General features: G+C 72.2%; 11 protein-coding genes. 9 read left to right on the top strand and 2 right to left on the bottom strand.

The features are described from left to right. Window positions 1–118 precede the first annotated feature (118 nt). Together WME76_RS01545 and WME76_RS01540 are read left to right on the top strand one after the other, a co-directional pair. Window positions 119–1,231, top strand: coding sequence for a hypothetical protein (locus WME76_RS01545; protein ID WP_437958456.1), 1,113 nt, complete (start codon window positions 119–121; stop codon window positions 1,229–1,231). A 309-nt stretch (window positions 1,232–1,540) separates the two neighbouring features. Then, window positions 1,541–2,806: an ABC transporter substrate-binding protein gene (locus WME76_RS01540; protein WP_437958455.1), complete on the top strand. Its 1,266-nt coding sequence runs from the start codon at window positions 1,541–1,543 to the stop codon at window positions 2,804–2,806. Window positions 2,807–2,854: 48 nt separating this feature from the next. Here WME76_RS01540 and WME76_RS01535 read toward each other — a convergent pair whose 3' ends face one another. Both WME76_RS01535 and WME76_RS01530 read right to left on the bottom strand, forming a co-directional pair. Continuing rightward, complete coding sequence (locus tag WME76_RS01535) at window positions 2,855–6,319, bottom strand: cadherin-like beta sandwich domain-containing protein (RefSeq protein ID WP_437958454.1); 3,465 nt, start codon at window positions 6,317–6,319, stop codon at window positions 2,855–2,857. Window positions 6,320–6,522: 203 nt separating this feature from the next. Beyond that, the gene (locus tag WME76_RS01530; protein WP_437958453.1) at window positions 6,523–8,097 is read right to left on the bottom strand and encodes an FAD-dependent oxidoreductase; all 1,575 of its coding nucleotides are present in this window, start codon (window positions 8,095–8,097) and stop codon (window positions 6,523–6,525) included. Window positions 8,098–8,338: 241 nt separating this feature from the next. Here WME76_RS01530 and WME76_RS01525 point away from each other — a divergent pair, with 241 nt between their 5' ends. From WME76_RS01525 to WME76_RS01495, 7 genes are all read left to right on the top strand, one after another. Next, window positions 8,339–9,307, top strand: coding sequence for a hypothetical protein (locus tag WME76_RS01525; protein WP_437958452.1), 969 nt, complete (start codon window positions 8,339–8,341; stop codon window positions 9,305–9,307). Between the two features lie 192 nt (window positions 9,308–9,499). Continuing rightward, a complete protein-coding gene (locus WME76_RS01520; protein ID WP_437958451.1) occupies window positions 9,500–11,701 on the top strand; it encodes a DUF362 domain-containing protein in 2,202 nt (733 codons plus the stop codon). Between the two features lie 107 nt (window positions 11,702–11,808). Then, window positions 11,809–13,269 carry a pyridoxal phosphate-dependent decarboxylase family protein gene (locus WME76_RS01515; RefSeq protein ID WP_437958450.1) on the top strand — a complete coding sequence of 487 codons (1,461 nt, stop codon included), beginning with the start codon at window positions 11,809–11,811 and terminating at the stop codon, window positions 13,267–13,269. A gap of 129 nt (window positions 13,270–13,398) precedes the next feature. Beyond that, window positions 13,399–14,118: a regulatory protein RecX gene (locus WME76_RS01510; RefSeq protein WP_437958449.1), complete on the top strand. Its 720-nt coding sequence runs from the start codon at window positions 13,399–13,401 to the stop codon at window positions 14,116–14,118. A gap of 99 nt (window positions 14,119–14,217) precedes the next feature. Next, entirely contained in the window at window positions 14,218–17,622 is a 3,405-nt protein-coding gene (locus WME76_RS01505; protein WP_437958448.1) for an ATP-binding protein, read from the top strand. 394 nt (window positions 17,623–18,016) lie between these two features. Beyond that, window positions 18,017–18,988, top strand: a complete 972-nt coding sequence (locus WME76_RS01500) for a C-type lectin domain-containing protein (RefSeq protein WP_437958447.1) — start codon at window positions 18,017–18,019, stop codon at window positions 18,986–18,988. 59 nt (window positions 18,989–19,047) lie between these two features. Beyond that, complete coding sequence (locus tag WME76_RS01495; protein ID WP_437958446.1) at window positions 19,048–19,464, top strand: GAF domain-containing protein; 417 nt, start codon at window positions 19,048–19,050, stop codon at window positions 19,462–19,464. The last annotated feature ends 25 nt before the right edge of the window (window positions 19,465–19,489 follow it).

Here is a 19,489-nt window from a genome sequence, read left to right as displayed (position 1 = left end):
TCGTGCTCATCGCCGCGGAGGTGCTTCACGTCACATGCGGCCCGTGCATACTACATGTGCGGGGGTTGGAGAGCGCATCAACGGCTTGCGCGTCCCCCTGCCGGGAGGAAGAGGACACATGAAAGCACTGAAGTGCGGCGCGCTGGTTCTTGGGCTGCTTGCGGGGGCGTGCAACGGATCACCTGCGCCCGAGTCCGGTGAAGAGGCCGAGGTCGGACGGATCCGCGTGGCGCTCTCCACGCCAGGGCCCACGCACGACGTCTCCGCGATCAACATCAGGGTCGTGAACGCCTACGATAGCTGTTATTACGGGGAGGCTGTCGCCGAGGCGACGGTGCCCCTGGAAGAGGAAGCGCTCCCGGCGGATCTGAGCCCGTCCGGCGGCGAGAATCACCCCTTCGCGGATGCGCTGTTCGTGCTCCCGCCTGGAGACTACTGGGTCTGCGCCGCGCCCGAGGCCGAGCCCGGCGTCCCCTCGTCGTACTGCACCACGGCCGAGGGCTATGTCTCGGTGTTCGGCGGCGCGACCGTCGAGACGACGCTCGTGTCGCACTGCACCGGCCAGCCCAACGGCGGTCTGGACGTGATCGCGGCGCTCAACTCTCCGCCGCAGATCACCGATCTCGACATCGCAGAGAGCAAGTTCATCACCACGTGCGAGGAGGCGACCATCACGGTCAGCGCCAGCGATCCGGACGGGGACGAGGTGAGCTACTTCTGGTACCAGGTCTCCGGGCCGGCCTATGCGGCGCTCTCGCCGAGCGGCGCGACGGCGACGTTCAGCACGGCCGTGGCCGGCAACTACGAGCTGGGCGTCATCGCCTACGATCCGTGGGGCTACGGCACCTCGCTCAACTTCCCGATCCACGTCTCGCAGGAGGAGGATTGTGACGGCGGCGGCGGCGGCGGCGGCGGCGGCGGGGAGGTCTGTCGGACCGGGGAAGATGTCGGGACGGGCTCGCCGTGGGTGGTGTGCGCCGCGGACGAGGACACCGCGTGGGTCTCGGCCAACGCCGAGGGGTATTTCCACCTCGATCTCATCTGCCAGGAGCTCGGCTACGCGGCCGCCGGGGCCATCGGCGGTACCTGCGGCAACGTGTGCGGCTACTGCGAAGATCCCACCTCGTGCGATAGCCCGGGACAGCGGTTCTTCGACGGCGGCGGGGAGTGCGGCACCGACGAGCTCGGGCGACTGATCTGCTTCACGGTCCAGTGGGAGTGCGTGAACTGACAAGCGCCCGACGCGCGGCCGCCTCCTCCGGCACTCACGTACCTGTCGCACACGCGGAACGCGGTCGGGCCGCGCCCGCTTCCGTGTTTCTCACTACACGATCGTGCGGGTGTCTGTTCTGATCCTCGCTGTCCATCACCATGCCTCGTTGACACGTTCGTCCTGGATGTGATGTCGTCTCCAGGGTTGAGCATGCGCCCTGGAATCCTCGCCACGCCGCGTCGCCTTCATCGAACCGGCATGGGGTCCGGCCCTCGCGGACGACGCACGCGGCGCCTGCGGACCGGGGCGCTCCTCGGACTTGCGTCCGTGCTCTCGGCTTCCTGCGCGTCGACGGCGCCCGGTCCGCCGGAGGACGCGATCGTCGTCGGGGGCATCCTCCCCTTCTCCGGCAACGAGTCGGCCATCGGGCGCAACCTCGAGCAAGCGATGCTGCTCGCGGTCGAGGATCTGAACGCGGCGGGCGGGCTCGACGGGAGGCAGTTCGACATCCTGACCCGAGACAGCCACTCGGACCCGGAGCGTGGGTTCGACGCGCTGCTCGAGCTGCTCTACGTGGATCAGGTCGATTACCTGGTCGGTCCCGAGGAGAACGATCTCGGCCGTGATATCGCGCCGGACGTGAAGGCGCGCGATGCGCTCCACATGTTGCCGGGGTATGCGGCGCCCTCCATCGCGCGCAGCGAGGCGAAGGGAGGCTGGCTGCGGCTCGCGCCTTCCTCGTTCGCCGTCGGGTGCGCGCTGGCGAAATATGCCCTTGGCGAGGGCATCAAGACGGTGAACACCCTCGCCGGACGGGACGACTACAACACCAACGTCGGCAGCCAGTTCACGAGCAACTTCGCGGCGCTCGGGGGCAGGATCCTCCCCTCGGTGACGTTCACGTCGGGCGAGCAGACGTACACGAACAAGATCAAGTCTGCCTTCGCATCGAACGCCGGCCGCACGCTCCTGGCCGCCTACCCCGCCACCGCCTCGACCATCGTCACCGAGTGGACCCTCTCCGGGCGCCCCGGCACCTGGCTCCTCGGCCCGGCGCTGCGCACCGACGTGTTCCTCGCCAACATCCCGACAGGATCTCTCGACGGGTACATCGGGGTATCGCCGTCGCTCAGCCTGCGGAGCGAGTGCCATGTCATGGACGACGCCGAGGGGTCGGTCGACTGCACGACCGGGAACGCCGCCGCCTTCGCCGAGCGCTTCTCCCGCCGGTGGAACGGCGAAGCGCCGTTCCCCGCAGCCCATTTCTACTACGATGGCATCGTCCTCATCGCGATGGGCCTCGCGTACGCCCAGGCGACGACCGGGGCGATCCCGGAATCCGGGCGCGCGCTGCAGGGGATCATCCGCCAGCTCAACCGCCCGGAGAACGAGGCGGCCTCGTGGCGGGATCTGAGGGCGGCGATGACCGGGGTTCGTGCGGGGATCCCTCTCCGGTACGTCGGGGCAGCCGCCGAGTACGAGTTCGACGGCTACGGGGAGAACAAGCACCATGTCATGCAGCGGTGGACCGTCGAGGGAGACGCCTTCGTCGATCTCGCCCCCGTCTCCGTCACGTGCGAGGTCGCGAACTGAAACCGCGGTGAGCGCGATGAGACGAGGGATGCGGGGGCGCGCCGCGCCCTACCAGCGGGCGCTGTAGCAGGCGCCGCTCGCGGCCGCCGCGTCGCTGGCGCCGTCGCCGTCGACGCCCGTGGCGCTGCTGTCCTCTGCGGCCGCGCCGACGACGAGCGTGGTGGCCGAGAGGGCGAGCCGCGCCCCGAACGCGTCCGACGCGCCCGTGTTCGACGCCTTGATGTACGAGGCCTGCACCCAGGCGCCGCCGGAGCGCTCGAACAGGTACGCTGCACCGCTCTCGGGAGCGCCGTTGTCGGACTCGACGCCGCCCCACCCCGCGGCGCTGCTGTCCTCGCCGGACGCGCCCACGGCGAGGAAATCCTCGTCGATCGAGACAGCGGCCCCGAACACGTCGCCGGTCTCGGCGTTCGACGCCTTGAGGTAGGCCTGCTGCGTCCACGCGGCCCCGCTGCGCGTGAACACGTACGCGGCGCCGCTCCCGGGAGCCGTGTTGTCGTCCTGCGCGCCGTTCACGCCCGTGGCGCTGCTCGCCTCGCCCGTCGCGCCAACGACCAGGGTGTCTCGATCGATCGCGACGCTCGCGCCGAACACGTCGTTCGCGCCGGTGTTCGACGCCTTGAGGTACGCCTGCTGGGTCCACGCGGCCCCGCTGCGCGTGAACACGTACACGGCGCCGCTCCCGGCAGCGCCGTTGTCCGCCTGCGCGCCGTTCACGCCCGTGGCGCTGCTCGCCTCGCCCGTCGCGCCCACGGCGAGGGTGTCCCGGTACAGCGCGACGCTCGCGCCGAACCGGTCGCCCGAGCCGGTGTTCGACGCCTTGACGTACGCCTGCTGGGTCCACGCCGCGCCGCTGCGCGTGAACACGTAGGCGGCGCCCGCCTGCGACGCCCCGTTGCCCTGCGCGCCGTTCACGCCGGTGGCGGAGCTGTCCTCGTTGGGCGCGCCCACGACGAGCGTGTCGCCGTCGAGCGTCACCGCGTGGCCGAACTGGTCCTGCTCTTCCGAGTTGGAGGCCTTGAGGTAAGCCTGCTGGGACCATGTCGCGCCGCTGCGCGTGAAGACGTAGACCGCGCCGGCGTTCGCCGCGCCGTTGCTCGCCTGGTCGCCGTTCACGCCGCGGGCGTTGCTGTCCTCCCCCGGCGCGGCGACCGCCAGGGTGTCGCCCGAGAGCGCGAGGCTGTGGCCGAAGTTGTCGCTCCGATCCGAGGTGGAGGGCTTCAGGTACGCCTGCTGGACCCAGGCGACGCCCTGGCGCGCGAACACGTACACGGCGCCGCACATCTTCGAGTTGTCGGTCTGGTCTCCATCGACCCCGGTCGCGGCGCTGGCCTCGAGGAGCGCGGACACGGCGAGCGTGTCGCCTTCGAGCGCGACCGCGTAGCCGAACTGGTCGCCCGCGTCCGTGTTGGAGGCCTTGAGGTACGCCGAGGCGATCCCGCCGCGGAGGACCACCACGCCATAGGTCGTCGCGTCCCCGCTCGGCGCGGTGACCTCGACGGTGATCGCCGTGGCGCCGCCCTCGGTGAGCGTGATCGGCGGCGAGGCGCTCCCCGAGGCGACAGCGGCCCCGTTGACCGTGATGGTGGCGCCCGGGGCCGACGCGGTCGGCGTGACGGTGATCGACGCGATGTGATCCTCGACGGACACGACATACAGCGCCGCGGCAGGGTCGAAGTCCGGGCTCAGGGTCCCGCTCGAGACCGAGAGGCCGGAGAGGCTCGCGTCCGCGCTCGCGCAGGCGCCGGCCACGCACGCCTCGCCCGCGCTGCAGGTCGCGCCGGCGCTGGCCCCGGCGCAGTCGCCGGTCGCGCCGCAGTAGGTCTCGTCGGTCAAGGGGTCGACGCAGGCGCCGCCGCAGGCGACGAGGGGCAGCGCGCACGAGGCCTCGCACGCGCCCTCGCTGCAGATCTCGCCCGCGCCGCAGGCCGCGCCCGCGTCGCTGCCGCGGCAGTCGCCGGTCGCGCCGCAATGGTCGCGGTCGGTGTCGGGGTCGACGCACGTGCCGCCGCACGCCACGAGCCCGCTCTGGCAAGACAGCTCGCACTCGCCGGCGCCGTTGCAGATCTCTCCAGCCGGGCACGCGACACCTGCGTTGTCGCCGCGGCAATCGCCGGTCGCGCCGCAATGGTCGCGGTCGGTGTCGGGGTCGATGCAGGTGCCGCCGCACGCCACGAGCCCGCGCTGGCACGACAGCTCGCACGCCCCGGCGCCATTGCAGATCTCCCCGGCCGCGCACGCGACGCCAGCGATGTCTCCGCGGCAGTCGCCGCTCGCGCCGCAATGATCGCGGTCGGTGTCCGGGTCGATGCAGGTGCCGTCGCACGCCACGAGCCCGCTCTGGCAAGACAGCTCGCACTCGCCGGTGCCATTGCAGATCTCTCCAGCCGGGCACGCGACGCCAGCGCTGTCTCCGCGGCAGTCGCCGCTCGCGCCGCAGTGATCGCGGTCGGTGTCCGGGTCGATGCAGGTGCCGTCGCACGCCACCAGCCCGCTCTGGCACGACAGCTCGCACGCCCCGGCGCCATTGCAGATCTCTCCAGCCGGGCACGCGACGCCAGCGCTGTCCCCACGGCAATCGCCGGTCGCGCCGCAATGGTCGCGATCGGTGTCCGGGTCGATGCAGGCGCCGCCGCACGCCACGAGCCCGCTCTGGCACGACAGCTCGCACTCCCCTGCGCCGTTGCAGATCTGCCCGGCCGCGCACGCAACCCCCGCGTCGTCTCCCCGGCAATCGCCGGTCGCGCCGCAATGGTCGCGGTCGGTGTCCGGGTCGATGCAGGTGCCGTCGCACGCCACGAGCCCGCTCTGGCACGACAGCTCGCACTGCCCTGCCCCATTGCAGATCTGCCCGGCCGCGCACGCAACCCCCGCGTCGTCTCCCCGGCAATCGCCGGTCGCGCCGCAATGGTCGCGGTCGGTGTCGGGGTCGATGCACGTGCCGTCGCACGCCACGAGCCCGCTCTGGCACGACAGCTCGCACTCCCCTGCCCCGTTGCAGATCGCCCCGGCCGGGCAGGCGACACCCGCGTTGTCTCCGCGGCAATCGTCCGTCGCGCCGCAGTGGTGGCGGTCGGTGTCGGGGTCGATGCACGTGCCGTCGCACGCGACCAGCCCGCTCTGGCACGACAGCGCGCACTCTCCGGAGCCATCGCAGATCTCTCCGGCCGGACACGCGACGCCGGCGCTGTCCCCGCGGCAATCGCCCGTCGCGCCGCAATGGTCGCGATCCGTCCCCGGATCGACGCACGTGCCGTCGCAGGCGAGCCGCCCCGCCGTGCACGTCACCGCGCACTCGCCCGCCCCGTTGCAGAGCTCACCCGCCGCGCAGGCGACGTCGCAGGACCCGCAATGCGCCGCATCGGTGGCGAGATCCGCGCACACATCGCCGCACAGGGACTGGCCTGTCCCGCACTGGGGTGCCCCGCCGCTCGTCGATCCGGGGGAATCGCTCGAGCAGGCCGCGACGAGCAAGGCGAAGCCGAGGAGGAAGAAGAAGCGCAGGTGGGGCATGGTCAACCTCGATGTAGGGCCATGGGGCGGACGACGACGGGTGACTGCAGGGGGATGGCTGGCGATGCGCTCCGGGTGCCGAGCGAACATCGGGCGAGGCGCGGCCGCGTCGCGCAGCGCGCGCCACGGGAGATCGGCTGTCGAGCGTAAACGATCCGCGCGCCGCGGGGTCAACAGGAACGACACCGGGCCGCCCGGAACACCTACCGGGCCTGGCCGGCGGCCTTGTCAGCCGTGGGCCGGATCCGCGGGCGCGGCCCGCGCAACCTGGGACCGCGCCCGGAGCTGCGTGGCTCGCCGGCGGTCCGGGTGAAGCACGATGTCAGGCGCGCCCGCGTCGCCGGGTCGCTCCTGCGGAGCGGCGCGGCCGCGGCGCGCGCAGGTCCCGGCGAGGGCATGAGCGCTTCGCGAACGGCGTGCCGGAGCACGGCGATCACCACCGAGGGCGCAAAGCAGGTGATGAGCCCTCGCATGAGGTGCAGGACGAGCAGCCACCTCCCGTAAACCGCCGTGTCGTACGCGGATACCTCCGCGAGCTTTCTGTTGTACCACCGCATCGCCCCGAACCAGAGCGGCCGCTCTCCCTCCGCCTCCGGGAACAGCAGGTCCTCCGTCGTGGCCAGCCGCCACGGCAGATCCGTCGACGAGGAGAGCGCGCGCTGGAAACGCCTGGCGAGCCCGCGCACATCTCCGCCCGGCTGGTCGCGGAGGCAGCGCGCCAGCACGCCCGCTCCGAGGCACGCCACGGTCATTCCCTGCCCGAAGATCGGGTCGAACGCGCAGGCAGCGTCGCCGAGGACCACGAAGCCGTCCGGCTGGCGTTGCATGCGCTCGAAATGGCACCTGCGATCCGCAGGGAACCGGTAGAGCGTCGGGGAGGTCAACGGCTCGGCGTCCTTGATGAGCTCGTGAATCTCGGGCCGCGCGATGGTCCGCGAGAACTCGACGAACCCCGCGTCGTCGAGCGGCGGATGCTCGCCGAAATAGCCGCAGAGGGACACGTACCACCGGTCCCCTTCGACGCTGCACAGGAAGCCCGCTCGCTTCCCCGCCGGCGGACGCGGGGCGATGAGGAGGAGCACCGGCCTGTGCCGGTAGCGCTCGGGGGGCCTGTAGACCCTCGATACATAGGCGATGTCAATCTCGACCTTGCTCTCCGGCGGCCTCGCGTAGCCGGCGGCCTCCAGCCACTGCGGCGCCCGCGACCCGCGCCCGCTGGCGTCCGCGACGAGCTCCGCGGTGAGCTCGTCGGGCCCGCCCCCCGGCCGCTCGATGGTCACGCCGGTGACCCGGGCGCGGTCCGCGCTCAGGCGCAGGCCGGACACGGTCGTCTCGTCCAGGATCTCGACGTTCGGGAGCGAGCGCACGCGCTGGCGGACGTGGTGCTCGAGGAACGCGCGGCTGCACTGGAGGAGCGGGATGCCGCTCGCGAACTGCACCTTCCAGACGCCGCCATGGTACCAGGCGATCCGCTCGCCGAAGTCGCCCATGAGGGCGCCGTCGGCGGTCAGCTCCTCCAGGATGCCCGGGAACATGCCGCCGAGGGCGTCGAGGCCGGCGCCGAGCAGGACGTGAACGTGGCGCCCCTGCGGCACGCACCTGCGGACGTCCGGCGAGCCGGGGAGACGGTCGCGGTCCACGAGGGTGACCCGCGCGAAATGCTCCGACAGGACGCGGGCCGTGACGAGCCCGGCCATGCTGGCCCCGATCACGACGGCATGCGCGCCCCTGGAGCCGCCCGCGCCGCGCTGGCGGCCCGCGCTCGGTACCTCGATCATGACTGGCCCCCTTCCAGCCATCATGGCTGGCTCCGCGCAACCGCTCCGCCGGCGCCCGGTGGGGGAGCGCCAGGCTGGCGCTCTCCTGTCCGAGCCAAGGAGGATCATGGGGTACGCCGCGCGCCGCGTCAGGTCGGCGATCGGGATCCTCACCGCGTTCGGCGCGAGCGACCTGGGCATCATGGAATAAAATCGCTTCAGGCCCGATGCCGGCGGGTCGAGGGCGACACACCCTGTCGACATGATTCGACTCGGCCATGTCTGTCAGTCGCTCGGGATGCCGGAGCCGTCGCTGAAGACCGCCCAGCTCGGTCGCTACCTCAAGGGCCTGGTCGATCTCACGCCGATCTACAGGTACAACGCCGAGTACGTCCGGCGATCGCTCGTGTACTCGACCGGCCTCGGCCTGACGGCGCACCGCATCTCCAGCGATCTCTTCCCGCTGCTCGATATCGCGCCGGGCGCGCGCATGCTGGTGCCGGACCTGCGATCCGTCCGCCGCGCAGCGGAGCGGGGCGATGTGCACCTGTCGAATCATCCGAGCCAGTTCGTTGTGCTCTCCTCGCCGCGCGAGGAGGTGCTGATCAACTCGCTCGCGGTCATGAACGATCAGGGCTGGGTGATGGATCTCATCGGCGCGCGGGGCTCGATCACCCTGCACGGCGGCGGTGTCTACGGCGACCGCGAGAGCACCGCCTCGCGGCTCCGCGAGGGGATCGCGCGGCTCGCGCCGCCGGCGCGGGATCGGCTCGCGCTGGAGAACGACGAGCGCTGCTGGACTGTGCCGGAGCTGCTCGAGGCCACCGGGGGTGAGGTGCCCATCGTGTTCGACAACCTGCACTGGTCGGCGAACCCGCGGAGCGCGCCGTACGAGGTGGAGCTCGAGGCCGCGCTCCGCTCCTGGCCGGCGGATCGGCTGCCCGAGCTCCATTACAGCGAGCAGTGGAAGGGCAAGCCTGCGGGGGCGCACGCCGAGCACATCACCGGCCGCGGGCTTCTCCGTTACTGCGAGGAGGTCGAGGAGGCCTCGGGCGGGCGCGAGGTGGTGGTGATCGTGGAGGCGAAGCAGAAGGATCTCGCGATCGTCCGCGCGCTCGGCGAGCTGACCAGCCGGCAGCGCGCGCGCATCGAGGCGCTCGTCCCGGGCCTCGCCGCGGCCTCGCCCCGTGGCCGCGCGATGAGCGCCCCGCGCCTCGGCTCCCCCGCGTGAAGGCCGCCGGCGCACGGAGACCCGGAGCGCACAGACCGGCAGTCCTCGTCCCCCGAGGGCTTCGCCATGGCCCCGGCGGTCGACGTACCCGGCATTCCGTTCGTGATCACCGCCCTGACGGGAGGGCAAGCAGCCGGCCGACCCTTTCCTTCTTCTCCCCACCGCCTTTTGGCTCCATCGTGCTCTGCGAGGATGAACAGCACCCGAGCGAGCCACGGCCGCCCCGCGCGGCGTCTCCCCTCCGCGATCGCGGCGCTCCCGGCGCTGCTCGCCGCCCTCGCGGGCTGCGGGGACCGGCAGCGCCCGCCGGACGGCCTCGCGGGCAGCGCCACCGCCGCGCAGCCGCCGCTCGACGCGACGCCGCCGACGCCGCCCGCGCCCCCGGCCGCGACCGCCGCGGCCTCTGCGACCGCCTCCTCGTTCGCCGCCGCCTCCGCGCACCCGGCCGTGCCCACCGCCGCGCCGAGCGCGTCGAGCGACGTCGTCGCGGGCGCGTCGCAGCGGTACGACGCCGGCCCCTCGGTGATCGCGTCCGACAGCATCGACGGCGCCGCCCTCCGGAAGCGGCACGTCGCGCGGATCAAGGCCGACGACTCGCCGGTCACCGTGCTGCGCGGCCAGGGCCCCCTGGAGCTCGGCAAGCGCCTCTGCGAGGCGGTGGTGCCGCGGCGGCCCGCGGCGACTCCCGTGCTCCTCAAGCCGAATATCTGCGGGTTCGACAGCGTGAAGGACCCGGCGAAGCACAAGGGCGACGACGGCGTGACCGGCCGGATCACCCAGCCTGAGTTCGTGCGCGGCGTCGTGCAGTGCCTCAAGGCGCGCGGGCACACGACGATCACGATCGCCGAGGGGTGCGGCCACTCGCACAAGTTCTGGAAGGACCTCGCGCAGCGGACCGGCTACGAGGCGATGGCCGCGGAGGAGGGCGTCGCGCTCGTCGCCATGGACGACGACGGGGTCTACGACGTCGCCGGGGACAGGCCCGGACAGCCGCTCGCCATCCGCGGGATCCAGGCGAGCCACGTGCCGACGCTGCTCATGCCCAGGGTGCTCGCCGAGCACCTCGATCGCGGGCTGTTCCTGTCGCTCCCCCGGATCAAGATGCACAGGTATTCGGTCATCTCGGCCGGCATCAAGGGCATGCAGGGGACGGTGATGCTGTCGGACAGCGCGCCCGCCTACAAGCAGAAGTGGCGGATGCACCGGGAGCTCAAGCCCTACCTCGACACGAAGTCGGCCGGGCAGGAGGACCGCGCGCTGTACCTCTCGTCGCTCCGCGCCTTCGCCGAGCGCATGGTCGACGTGCTCGAGATCTCGACGCCGGACGCGGTGCTCGGCGACGGCGCCCCGGGGATGGGCGGAGACGGCTTCCAGGTCCTGCGCCCCACCGCGGAGATGGTGGCGATCGGCGGCACGAACCCGGTGCGCGTCGACCGCGTGGTGGCGGAGTTCATGGGGGTCTGGAACAGCCCCGCGCTCGCGCGCGAGCTCGGCGGCCACCGGACATCGCCGCTCATCGAGGCCGCGGCGAAGCGCTTCGGGCTGGACCTCAAGGCGACGGCGATCACGGGAGACGGCGCAGACCTGCTGAAGAGCCCGAGGCCGGTGCACTACAAGGCGATGGCGCCCTTCCGGCTCGACTGGGATCCCGGCCAGGCGCCCCCGCCCGGCGGCCCCGCGAAGGGGCCCGATCCCGCGCCGCCGCCCGCGCCGGAGACGCCCGCCGGCCAAGAGGACGCCGGGGCGGGCACGGCGCCCGTGAAGCCAGAGGCGCGCGCGTCGCGGCTCTTGCCGGGCGAGGAGATCGCGATCGACGGCAAGGCCGACGACGCGGCCTGGAGCCGCGCGAAGGCCGTGCAATGGGACACCGATTATGCCGGCAAGAGCACCGGGATCCTGACGCGGGCGCGGTTCCTCTGGTCGAAGGACGGGCTCTATGCCCTCTTCGAGCTCTCGGGAGCCGGGCTCAACACCGATCGATCGAAGCCGGTCGGCGCGGAGCGGAAGGGGCTTTACACCGAGGACTGCGTCGAGCTCTTCCTGACGCCGGCGCCCGCCTCGCCGGAGCGGTACTTCGAGGTGGAGATCGGGCCTTTCGGGCATTTCTTCGACATCGCGGTCGATCGCGGCGCGCGCCAGGAAGACACGGCGTGGTCGAGCGGCGCCACGATCGCGACCAGCCGGCGCGCCTCGGCGCGCACGGCCGTGATCGAGGTGCTGCTCACGGCGCCGGGCATCGTGCAGGCGCTCGCCCCGAAGGAGCGGCTGCCCATGAACCTGTACCGCATGGAGGGGAAGGCCCCGCGCAACTACCTCGCGTGGAGCCCACCGAGGACGAAGAAGCCGAACTTCCACGTGCCCGAGGCGTTCGGCGCGCTCGTCATCGAGCCCTGAGCCGGGCAGGCAGCACACGCGGTCTCGCCACGTCCTTCAACGTCCTCGCACGTCCTCGCCCGGACGCCGCGCGACCGGAAGCGCGCGTTGGCGTAGGATGGCGCGCGTTGGCCCGCCCGAGACGCACGCAGTCAAGCCCGCTCCCGCTCGAGCTACCGGGCGACGTCATGCGCGAGATGGTCGAGCTCGCGATGGACCGCATCGTGCAGCACATCGAGAGCCTGCCGGAGCAGCCGATGCACGCGACGCGGGGAGGCAAGCGGCTCGCGCGCTCGCTCCGCGAGCCGCTGCCCGAGCGCGGCATGCCTTACGAGAAGCTCCTCCGGAGGCTCTTCGGCAAGGTCATCCCGATGAGCCTGAACACCGCTTCCCCCGGTTACATGGGGTATATCCCGGGCGGCGGGCTCTTTCACGCCGCGGTGGCCGATCTGATCGCCGACGCGGTGAACCGGTATGTGGGCGTCTTCCAGGCCGCCCCCCTGCTCGTGCAGATCGAGGTGAACGTGATCGCCTGGTTCTGCGCCATGCTCGGCCTGCCCGAGGGCTCCGGGGGGATCCTCACGACGGGCGGCTCGCTCGCGAACCTCGTCGCCGTGATCACCGCGCGCCGCGAGCGCCTCCCGCCGGACTTCCTGCGGGGGACCCTCTATGCCTCGGAGGAAGCGCACCACTCGGTGAAGAAGGCCGCGCTCCTCGCCGGCTTTCCGCCGGAGGCCGTGCGCGAGATCCCGGTGGACGGGCGCTTTCGCATGCGGCCCGACGCGGCGGCGGAGGCGGTGGCGCGCGACAGGGCGCGCGGCCTCTCGCCCTTCCTGCTCGTCGCCTCTGCGGGCACCACGAGCACCGGCGCCGTGGACGATCTGCCCGCCCTCGCCGACCTCGCCGAGGCCGAGCGCCTCTGGCTGCACGTCGACGCGGCGTACGGCGGCTTCTTCGCGCTCACCGAGAGAGGGCGCGCCGCGATGCGGGGGATCGAGCGCGCCGATTCGGTGACGCTGGACCCGCACAAGAGCCTCTTCTTGCCGTACGGGACGGGCTGCCTCGCGGTGCGCGATCGCGAGGCGCTGCGGCGCGCGCACGCGCTCTCCGCGTCGTACATGCCGCCGATGCAGGCAGAGGACGATCTCGTGGATTTCTGCGAGATCAGCCCCGAGCTGTCGCGCGACGCGCGCGGGCTGCGGGTGTGGCTGCCGCTGAAGATGCACGGGGCCTCCGTCTTCCGGGCCGAGCTCGACGAGAAGCTCACGCTCGCGCGCGGCGCGGCCGACGCGCTCCGGCAGATGGCGCAGTTCGAGGTCGTGGCCGAGCCGGAGCTGTCGCTCCTCGCGTTCAGGGCGCGCCCGCCCGGCGTCGACGACGGGCCGGCGCTCGACGCGCTGAATCGGCGCCTCCTCGCGCGGGTGAACGCGAAGCAGCGGGTGCTGCTCACGGGGGTCGTGGCCGGGGGGCGGTTCCTGCTGCGGATGTGTATCCTGAGCTTCCGGACGCACGCGGACCGGGTGAACGCGGCGCTCGCCGACGTCGCGTCGAGCCTCGCGGAGGTGCTGGAAGAGCTCCGCGACGGCTAGACGAGCGCGGCGCCGAGGCTCTCCTGCTCTCGTTCCCCTGCCCTGGCGCCCGACCGCGGCTGGCTCTTCCGCTCGTTCCCGCCGCCCGGTGCTTGCGGCGCGCGCGGTCCGCGCCATCGTGCCCTCCGCATGCCGATCATCACGGGGATCGTCCCCTCGCCCGACAGGCCCGGTCACGTCGTCATCCTGGTCGACGGGGTGCCCTTCGCCACGGTCCCCGAGGAGCGCGCCGCGGGCCTCGCGCCCGGGCAGAGCAGCCCGGGGACCCCGGCGGAGCCGCTCCGGCCGCCCGGCGAGGGCGCGCAGAAGACGTACGAGCGGGCGCTGCGGCTGCTGTCGTTCCGGGCGCGATCGGCCAGAGAGCTCGAGAAGCGCCTGATCGAGAAGGGCGAGCCCCGCGAGCACGTGACGACCGTGATCGAGCGGCTCCGCGCGAACGGGCTCCTCGACGACGCGCGCTTCGCCGAGGCGAAGGCGCGATCCGGCATCGTGGGCAGGCCGCGCTCGCGCCGCCGGATCGAGCAGGATCTCGCCCGCAAGGGCGTCGCCCGCGACGTGGCCGACGCGGCGATCCGGCAGGTGATGGCCGACGAGGGGACCGACGAGCTCGCCGTGGCCGAGCGGGCGGCGCGCAAGAAGCTCCGCTCCCTGGCGCGCCTCGAGCCCATGGAGCGACGGCAGAAGCTCTATGCCTTCCTCGCGCGACAGGGCTACGCGCCCGACGTGGTGCGCCGGGCGATGCGCGCGGTGAGCGACGCGCTCGACGCGACCGACGCGACCGACGCAACCGACGCAACCGACATCATCGAGGCGACGGACACCCCGCCGCCCGACGACGACGGGGCATAACGCCACACCCCGTTTGCGCCCCGCCGGAGCCGCCGGTTCACCCGAGGCGCACAGGCGTTGGGCGCTTCTCCGGCCCTCTTCACCACGCTACAAGGAGCCATGTCGTTCACGTCGGAGGGTACGCCGCTGGACCGCGCGGACGCTCGAGCCGTCCTCGCCGGAGGGGGCGAGATGGGCGAGCGCATGCGGGCGATCGACTGGTCGAGAACGCCGCTCGGCCCTGTCTCGTCATGGCCGCAGAGCCTCAAGACGTGCGTGCGCATCATCCTGACCTCGCGCCAGCCGATGTTCGTCTGGTGGGGCGACGCGCTCATCAACCTCTACAACGACGCCTACAAGTCGATCGTCGGCGGCAAGCACCCCGAGGCGCTCGGGCAGCCCGCGTCCGTCGTCTGGCGCGAGATCTGGGACCAGGTCGGGCCGCGCGCCGCGTCGGCGATGCGCCGCGACGAGGGCACCTACGACGAGGCGCTCCTCCTCATCATGGAGCGGCACGGCTACGAGGAGGAGACGTATTACACGTTCTCCTACAGCCCCGTGCCGAACGATCAGGGCGGGACCGGCGGGATCATCTGCGCCAACACCGACGACACGCGGCGCATCGTCGGAGAGCGGCAGCTCGCGCTGCTCCGCGAGCTCGCCGCGCGGACCGCGAACGCGCGCACGTGGGAGGAGGTCTGCGCCCACGGCGCGCGCTCGCTCGAGACCGACGCGAAGGATCTCCCGTTCGCGCTCCTCTACGTCCTCGACGCGGACAGGCGGCGCATGCAGCTCGCCGGGACCACGGGCATCGCGCGCGGGCACGCCGCGGCCCCGGAGACGTTCGATCTCACGGACGAGTCTCCCTGGCCGGTGGCCGAGGTCGCGCGCGGGCACGAGGCCTGCCGCGTGATCGAGCTGCCACCCGACCTGCGCGACCTCCCGACCGGCGCGTGGCAGAGGCCGCCTTCGCGGGCCGCCGCGCTCTCGATCGCCCCGACGGGCGAGACGGGGCGCGCGGGGGTCCTGATCGTCGGGCTGAATCCATTCCGCCTCTTCGACGACGACTACCGCGGCTTCCTCCACCTCGCCGCCGGCCAGATCGCGGCGAGCATCGCCAACGCGCAGGCCTACGAGGAGGAGAAGCGGCGCGCGGAGGCGCTCGCCGAGCTCGATCGCGCGAAGACCCACTTCTTCAGCAACGTGAGCCACGAGTTCCGCACGCCGCTCACGCTGATGCTCGGGCCGCTCGAGGACGCGCTCGCGTCGCAGAATCGGAGCCTTTCCGGCGCCGATCTCGACACCGCCTACCGCAACGCGATCCGCCTCCTCAAGCTGGTCAATGCCCTGCTCGATTTCTCGCGCATCGAGGCGGGCCGGATCCAGGCGTCCTACGAGCCGACCGATCTCTCCGCGCTCACCGCCGACCTCGCGAGCGCCTTCCGCTCCGCGATGGAGCGCGCCGGGCTCACGTTCGAGGTCGACTGCCCGCCGCTGCCCGATCCCATCTACGTCGATCACGACATGTGGGAGAAGATCGTGCTCAACCTCCTCTCGAACGCGCTCAAGTTCACGTTCGAGGGGACGATCGCGATCGCGCTCCGCCCGCACGGCGATCGCGTCGAGCTCACCGTGCGGGACACCGGGACGGGCATCCCGGATCACGAGCTCTCGCACCTGTTCCGGCGGTTCCACCGCGTCCAGGGCGCGCGGTCCCGCACCCACGAGGGGTCCGGGATCGGGCTCGCGCTCGTCCACGAGCTCGTCCGCCTCCACGGCGGGACCATCCACGCCGCGAGCAAGGTCGCCGAGGGCACGACGTTCACGATCTCCCTCCCTCGCGGGACGGCGCACCTCCCCCAGGACCGCGTGAACGCCGGGCGGGCGCTCGTGTCGACCGCGACGGGCGCGGCGCCCTATGTCCAGGAGGTGCTCCGCTGGCTGCCCGGGGCAGAGCCGGGCGAGGACGCCGGCCAGCTCGCGCGGGGGCTGACGTCGCCGGCCGACCCGGCGATCGAGGCCGGCCCGGCGGCGCGCATCCTCCTCGCGGACGACAACGCCGACATGCGCGAGTACGTCGGCCGCGTGCTCCGCGAGCGCTGGACGGTCGAGGCGGTCGCCGACGGCGCCGCCGCGCTCGACGCCGCGCGCGCGCGCCCGCCGGATCTCGTGCTCACCGACGTGATGATGCCGAACCTCGACGGCTTCGGCCTGCTCCGCGCGCTGCGCGACGACGAGCGCACGAGGAGCGTCCCGATCATCATGCTCTCCGCGCGGGCGGGCGACGAGTCGCGCGTCGAGGGGCTCGAGGCGGGCGCGGACGATTACCTCGCGAAGCCGTTCTCCGCGCGCGAGCTCGTCGCCCGGGTCGCCACGCACCTCCAGATCGCGCGCCTGCGCGCGGCGGCCGAGCGCGAGCGCGAGAAGCTGTACGACCTCTTCATGCAGGCGCCGGTCCCGATCGCGGTGTTCGCCGGCCCCGAGCACCGCTACGAGGTCGCGAACCCGCCGTACTGCGAGATGGTCGGCCGGCCGGAGCTCGTCGGGAAGAACGTGCGCGAGGCGTTCCCGGAGCTCGGCGAGCACGAGGTGATCGCGACCCTCGACCGGGCGCTGAAGAGCGGCCGGCCGCTGCACGTGACCGAGCTGAACGTCCCGATCGAGCGCGGCGGCGTCGCGAGCGACGCCTTCTTCAACTACGTCGCGCAGCCGATCCGCGACCCGTCCGGTGCCGTCACGGGCGTCATGGTGATCGCCTTCGAGGTCACCGCGCAGGTGCTCGCGCGGCGCCGCATCGAGCAGCTCAGCCAGCACCGCGAGGAGCTCATCGCGGCGCTCGCGAAGACGAACCAGGAGCTCGACCAGTTCGCCTACGTGGCCTCGCACGACCTCAAGGCGCCCCTCCGGGGGATCGCGAACCTGTCGGAGTGGATCGAGGAGTCGCTCACGGGGAAGATGGAGAGCGAGACGCAGGAGCACCTCCACCTCCTGCGCGGGCGCGTGCGCCGCCTCGAGACGCTCATCGACGGCATCCTCCACTACTCGCGGGCGGGGCGCCTGCGCGGCGACGTGGTCAGCGTCGACGCCGGCCAGCTGCTCGCCGAGGTCGTCGAGCTGCTCTCGCCGTCCCCCGAGGCCCGGGTCGAGATCGCGCCCGGGATGCCGACGATCGTCACGGAGCGCGTCCCGCTCCAGCAGGTGTTCCAGAACCTCATCAGCAACGCGCTGAAGCACGCGCGCCGCAGCGACCCGCGCGTCGAGGTGACCTGCACGGACGCCGGCGAGTTCCACGAGTTCGCCGTCAAGGACAACGGGCCTGGCATCGCGCCCGAGTACCACGACCGCATCTGGGGGCTCTTCCAGACCCTCGAGTCGCGCGACAAGGTGGAGGGCACCGGGATCGGGCTGTCCGTCGTGAAGAAGATCGTGCAGAGCCGCGGCGGCAGCGTGTGGGTCACGTCGCACCCCGGCGCAGGCGCGACGTTCTTCGTGCGCTGGCCGAAGCGTGCGAAAGAGGAGGCGTGAGTGCGCGAGAGCTCCCGTGAGGACGCACACGCCCGGACACCTTCTCCTCGAAAGTTGGCGAGTTCATTTTTCTCCTTGGCGTGAAGCCACGCTGTCCGCATACTCGCGATCTATCTCTTAGGGTGGCAGCACACTCGCTCACTCCATGACGAGCGTGCTCCGCCCGACACAGCGGCATCTCGGCAGCAGCGCTCATCGCGCGGGCCGCGGACGCGCCGGAGCCAGGGGGACACCGCGCCTCGCGGGGATCGAGAGGCGACCTACCCCGGCTCGGGGGCGCGGCGCGCTCATCGGCTGCGTCCCACGCCGGCGTTGCGGCGAGGGCCGGCGCGCGTGACGCGCCTCGGCGCGACGGCGCGGCTCGCCGGCGGGATTCACCACATCAGGAGGGAACATGCTCAAACGGCTCGCTCGGATCTCTCGTCTTCTGGCGCTCCCCCTCACCGCGGCCTCGCTGGCCGCAGTCGGCCTCGCGGGCTGTAGCACCGCCGGCCCCGCCGACGCGGCGATCGAGGAGGCGGACGCCTCGAACGTGCTCATCGACGCCCGGAGCGTCGCGCGCCTCGCCCCCGGCGAGCGGCTGTCGGTCGACCTGCGCGCGCGCGACGTGGTGGCGCACGTCGCGTTCGATGGACTCGACTTCAGCCGGGTCGATCTCGCCTTTGGCGACGAGGGCAAGGCGCCGCTGGCAGAGGTGATGGCGCCCCTGTTCTCCCACCCGTACAGCCCCCTCGAGGCCGCGGACGGGCGCTTCGTGATCACCGCGGATCCCGCGAACATCCCCGAGCTCACCGCGGACGACATCGCGGCCCTCGAGGCGGAGCGGATGATCGCGCGCGAGCACGGGAGCCGCGCGCCCACGGCGCAGCCTCAGTCGATCGACGACTGCGTCGAGCAGACGATCTACTTCTATGTGGACATCGTGATCAACGACACGGTGCAATCGGTCCTGTGCGCGCACACCATCGTCGTCTGCGGCTCGACGACGTGCGACATGCAGACCCACAACGGGCACAACTACCTGTTCTGTGACGGACAGGAGTCGTGGACCGACGCCAAGGCGACCTGCGCGAGCCAGGGCATGAGCCTTGTCACGCTCAACGACGCGGAGGAGGAGGCCTGGGTCACCGGCCTCGCCTCGGCGTACTCGACGCAGAAGTGGTGGACCGGCCTGAACGACAGGGCCTCCGAGGGCACGTTCGCCTGGGACAGCGGCGACGCCGTGTCCTACACGAACTGGTATCCCGGCGAGCCGAACAACGTCGGCAACGAGGACTGCGGCCAGCTCAACCGGTTCTACCCCGAGCCCGGCTGGAATGACGAGCCCTGCTCTCTTCACCTGCGCTTCATCTGCGAGTCCGACTGACGACCCCGCCGGGGCCTCTCGGTTGACGCGGGCGCCGCGCCGGTCGAGGGTGCGAGCCCATGAACGCGCGCCGAGAGTCGCTGGAGCCGTGGCTGCGGAGCTTCGTCGCTGACAACGGGGGCATCGCCGGCACCGTGCACCTCGTCGAGGGGGACGCGCTCGCGCTGGCCGCGGCCGTGAACATCCCCGAGAAGGTGCAGGAGATCACGCGCCGCGTCCCGCGCGGCAAGGGCATGGCCGGGCTCGCCTGGGAGCGCGGCCAGCCCGTCCAGACATGCAACCTGCAGACGGACACGTCCGGCGACGTCCGCCCGGGGGCCAGGGCGGTCGCGGCGCAGGCCGCCGTCGCCCTGCCGGTGCGCGACGCCTCGGCCGGCGTGCGCGCTGTCGTGGGGATCGCCTTCGCCGACGAGCGGGAGCTCGACCAGGAAGAGCTCGCCAGGCTCGCCGAGGGCGCGGGCGCGCTGCCGGCCTGACACCGTCGCTCGGGCGCCGGCCCTT

This window comes from Sorangium sp. So ce119 (assembly GCF_051524405.1).
GTDB lineage: Bacteria > Myxococcota_A > Polyangia > Polyangiales > Polyangiaceae > Sorangium > Sorangium cellulosum_G.
The sequence above is the reverse complement of the archived record's forward strand: the minus strand, read 5'-3'. Positions and strand labels throughout refer to the sequence as shown.

Bases quoted from the DNA above. Each gene is read 5' to 3' on its own strand.
- WME76_RS01500 (WP_437958447.1), top strand. From the start codon at position 18,017: ATGCTCAAACGGCTCGCTCGGATCTCTCGTCTTCTGGCGCTCCCCCTC.
- WME76_RS01535 (WP_437958454.1), bottom strand. From the start codon at position 6,319: ATGCCCCACCTGCGCTTCTTCTTCCTCCTCGGCTTCGCCTTGCTCGTC.
- WME76_RS01520 (WP_437958451.1), top strand. From the start codon at position 9,500: ATGAACAGCACCCGAGCGAGCCACGGCCGCCCCGCGCGGCGTCTCCCC.
- WME76_RS01505 (WP_437958448.1), top strand. From the start codon at position 14,218: ATGTCGTTCACGTCGGAGGGTACGCCGCTGGACCGCGCGGACGCTCGA.
- WME76_RS01530 (WP_437958453.1), bottom strand. From the start codon at position 8,097: ATGATCGAGGTACCGAGCGCGGGCCGCCAGCGCGGCGCGGGCGGCTCC.
- WME76_RS01495 (WP_437958446.1), top strand. From the start codon at position 19,048: ATGAACGCGCGCCGAGAGTCGCTGGAGCCGTGGCTGCGGAGCTTCGTC.
- WME76_RS01545 (WP_437958456.1), top strand. From the start codon at position 119: ATGAAAGCACTGAAGTGCGGCGCGCTGGTTCTTGGGCTGCTTGCGGGG.
- WME76_RS01510 (WP_437958449.1), top strand. From the start codon at position 13,399: ATGCCGATCATCACGGGGATCGTCCCCTCGCCCGACAGGCCCGGTCAC.
- WME76_RS01525 (WP_437958452.1), top strand. From the start codon at position 8,339: ATGATTCGACTCGGCCATGTCTGTCAGTCGCTCGGGATGCCGGAGCCG.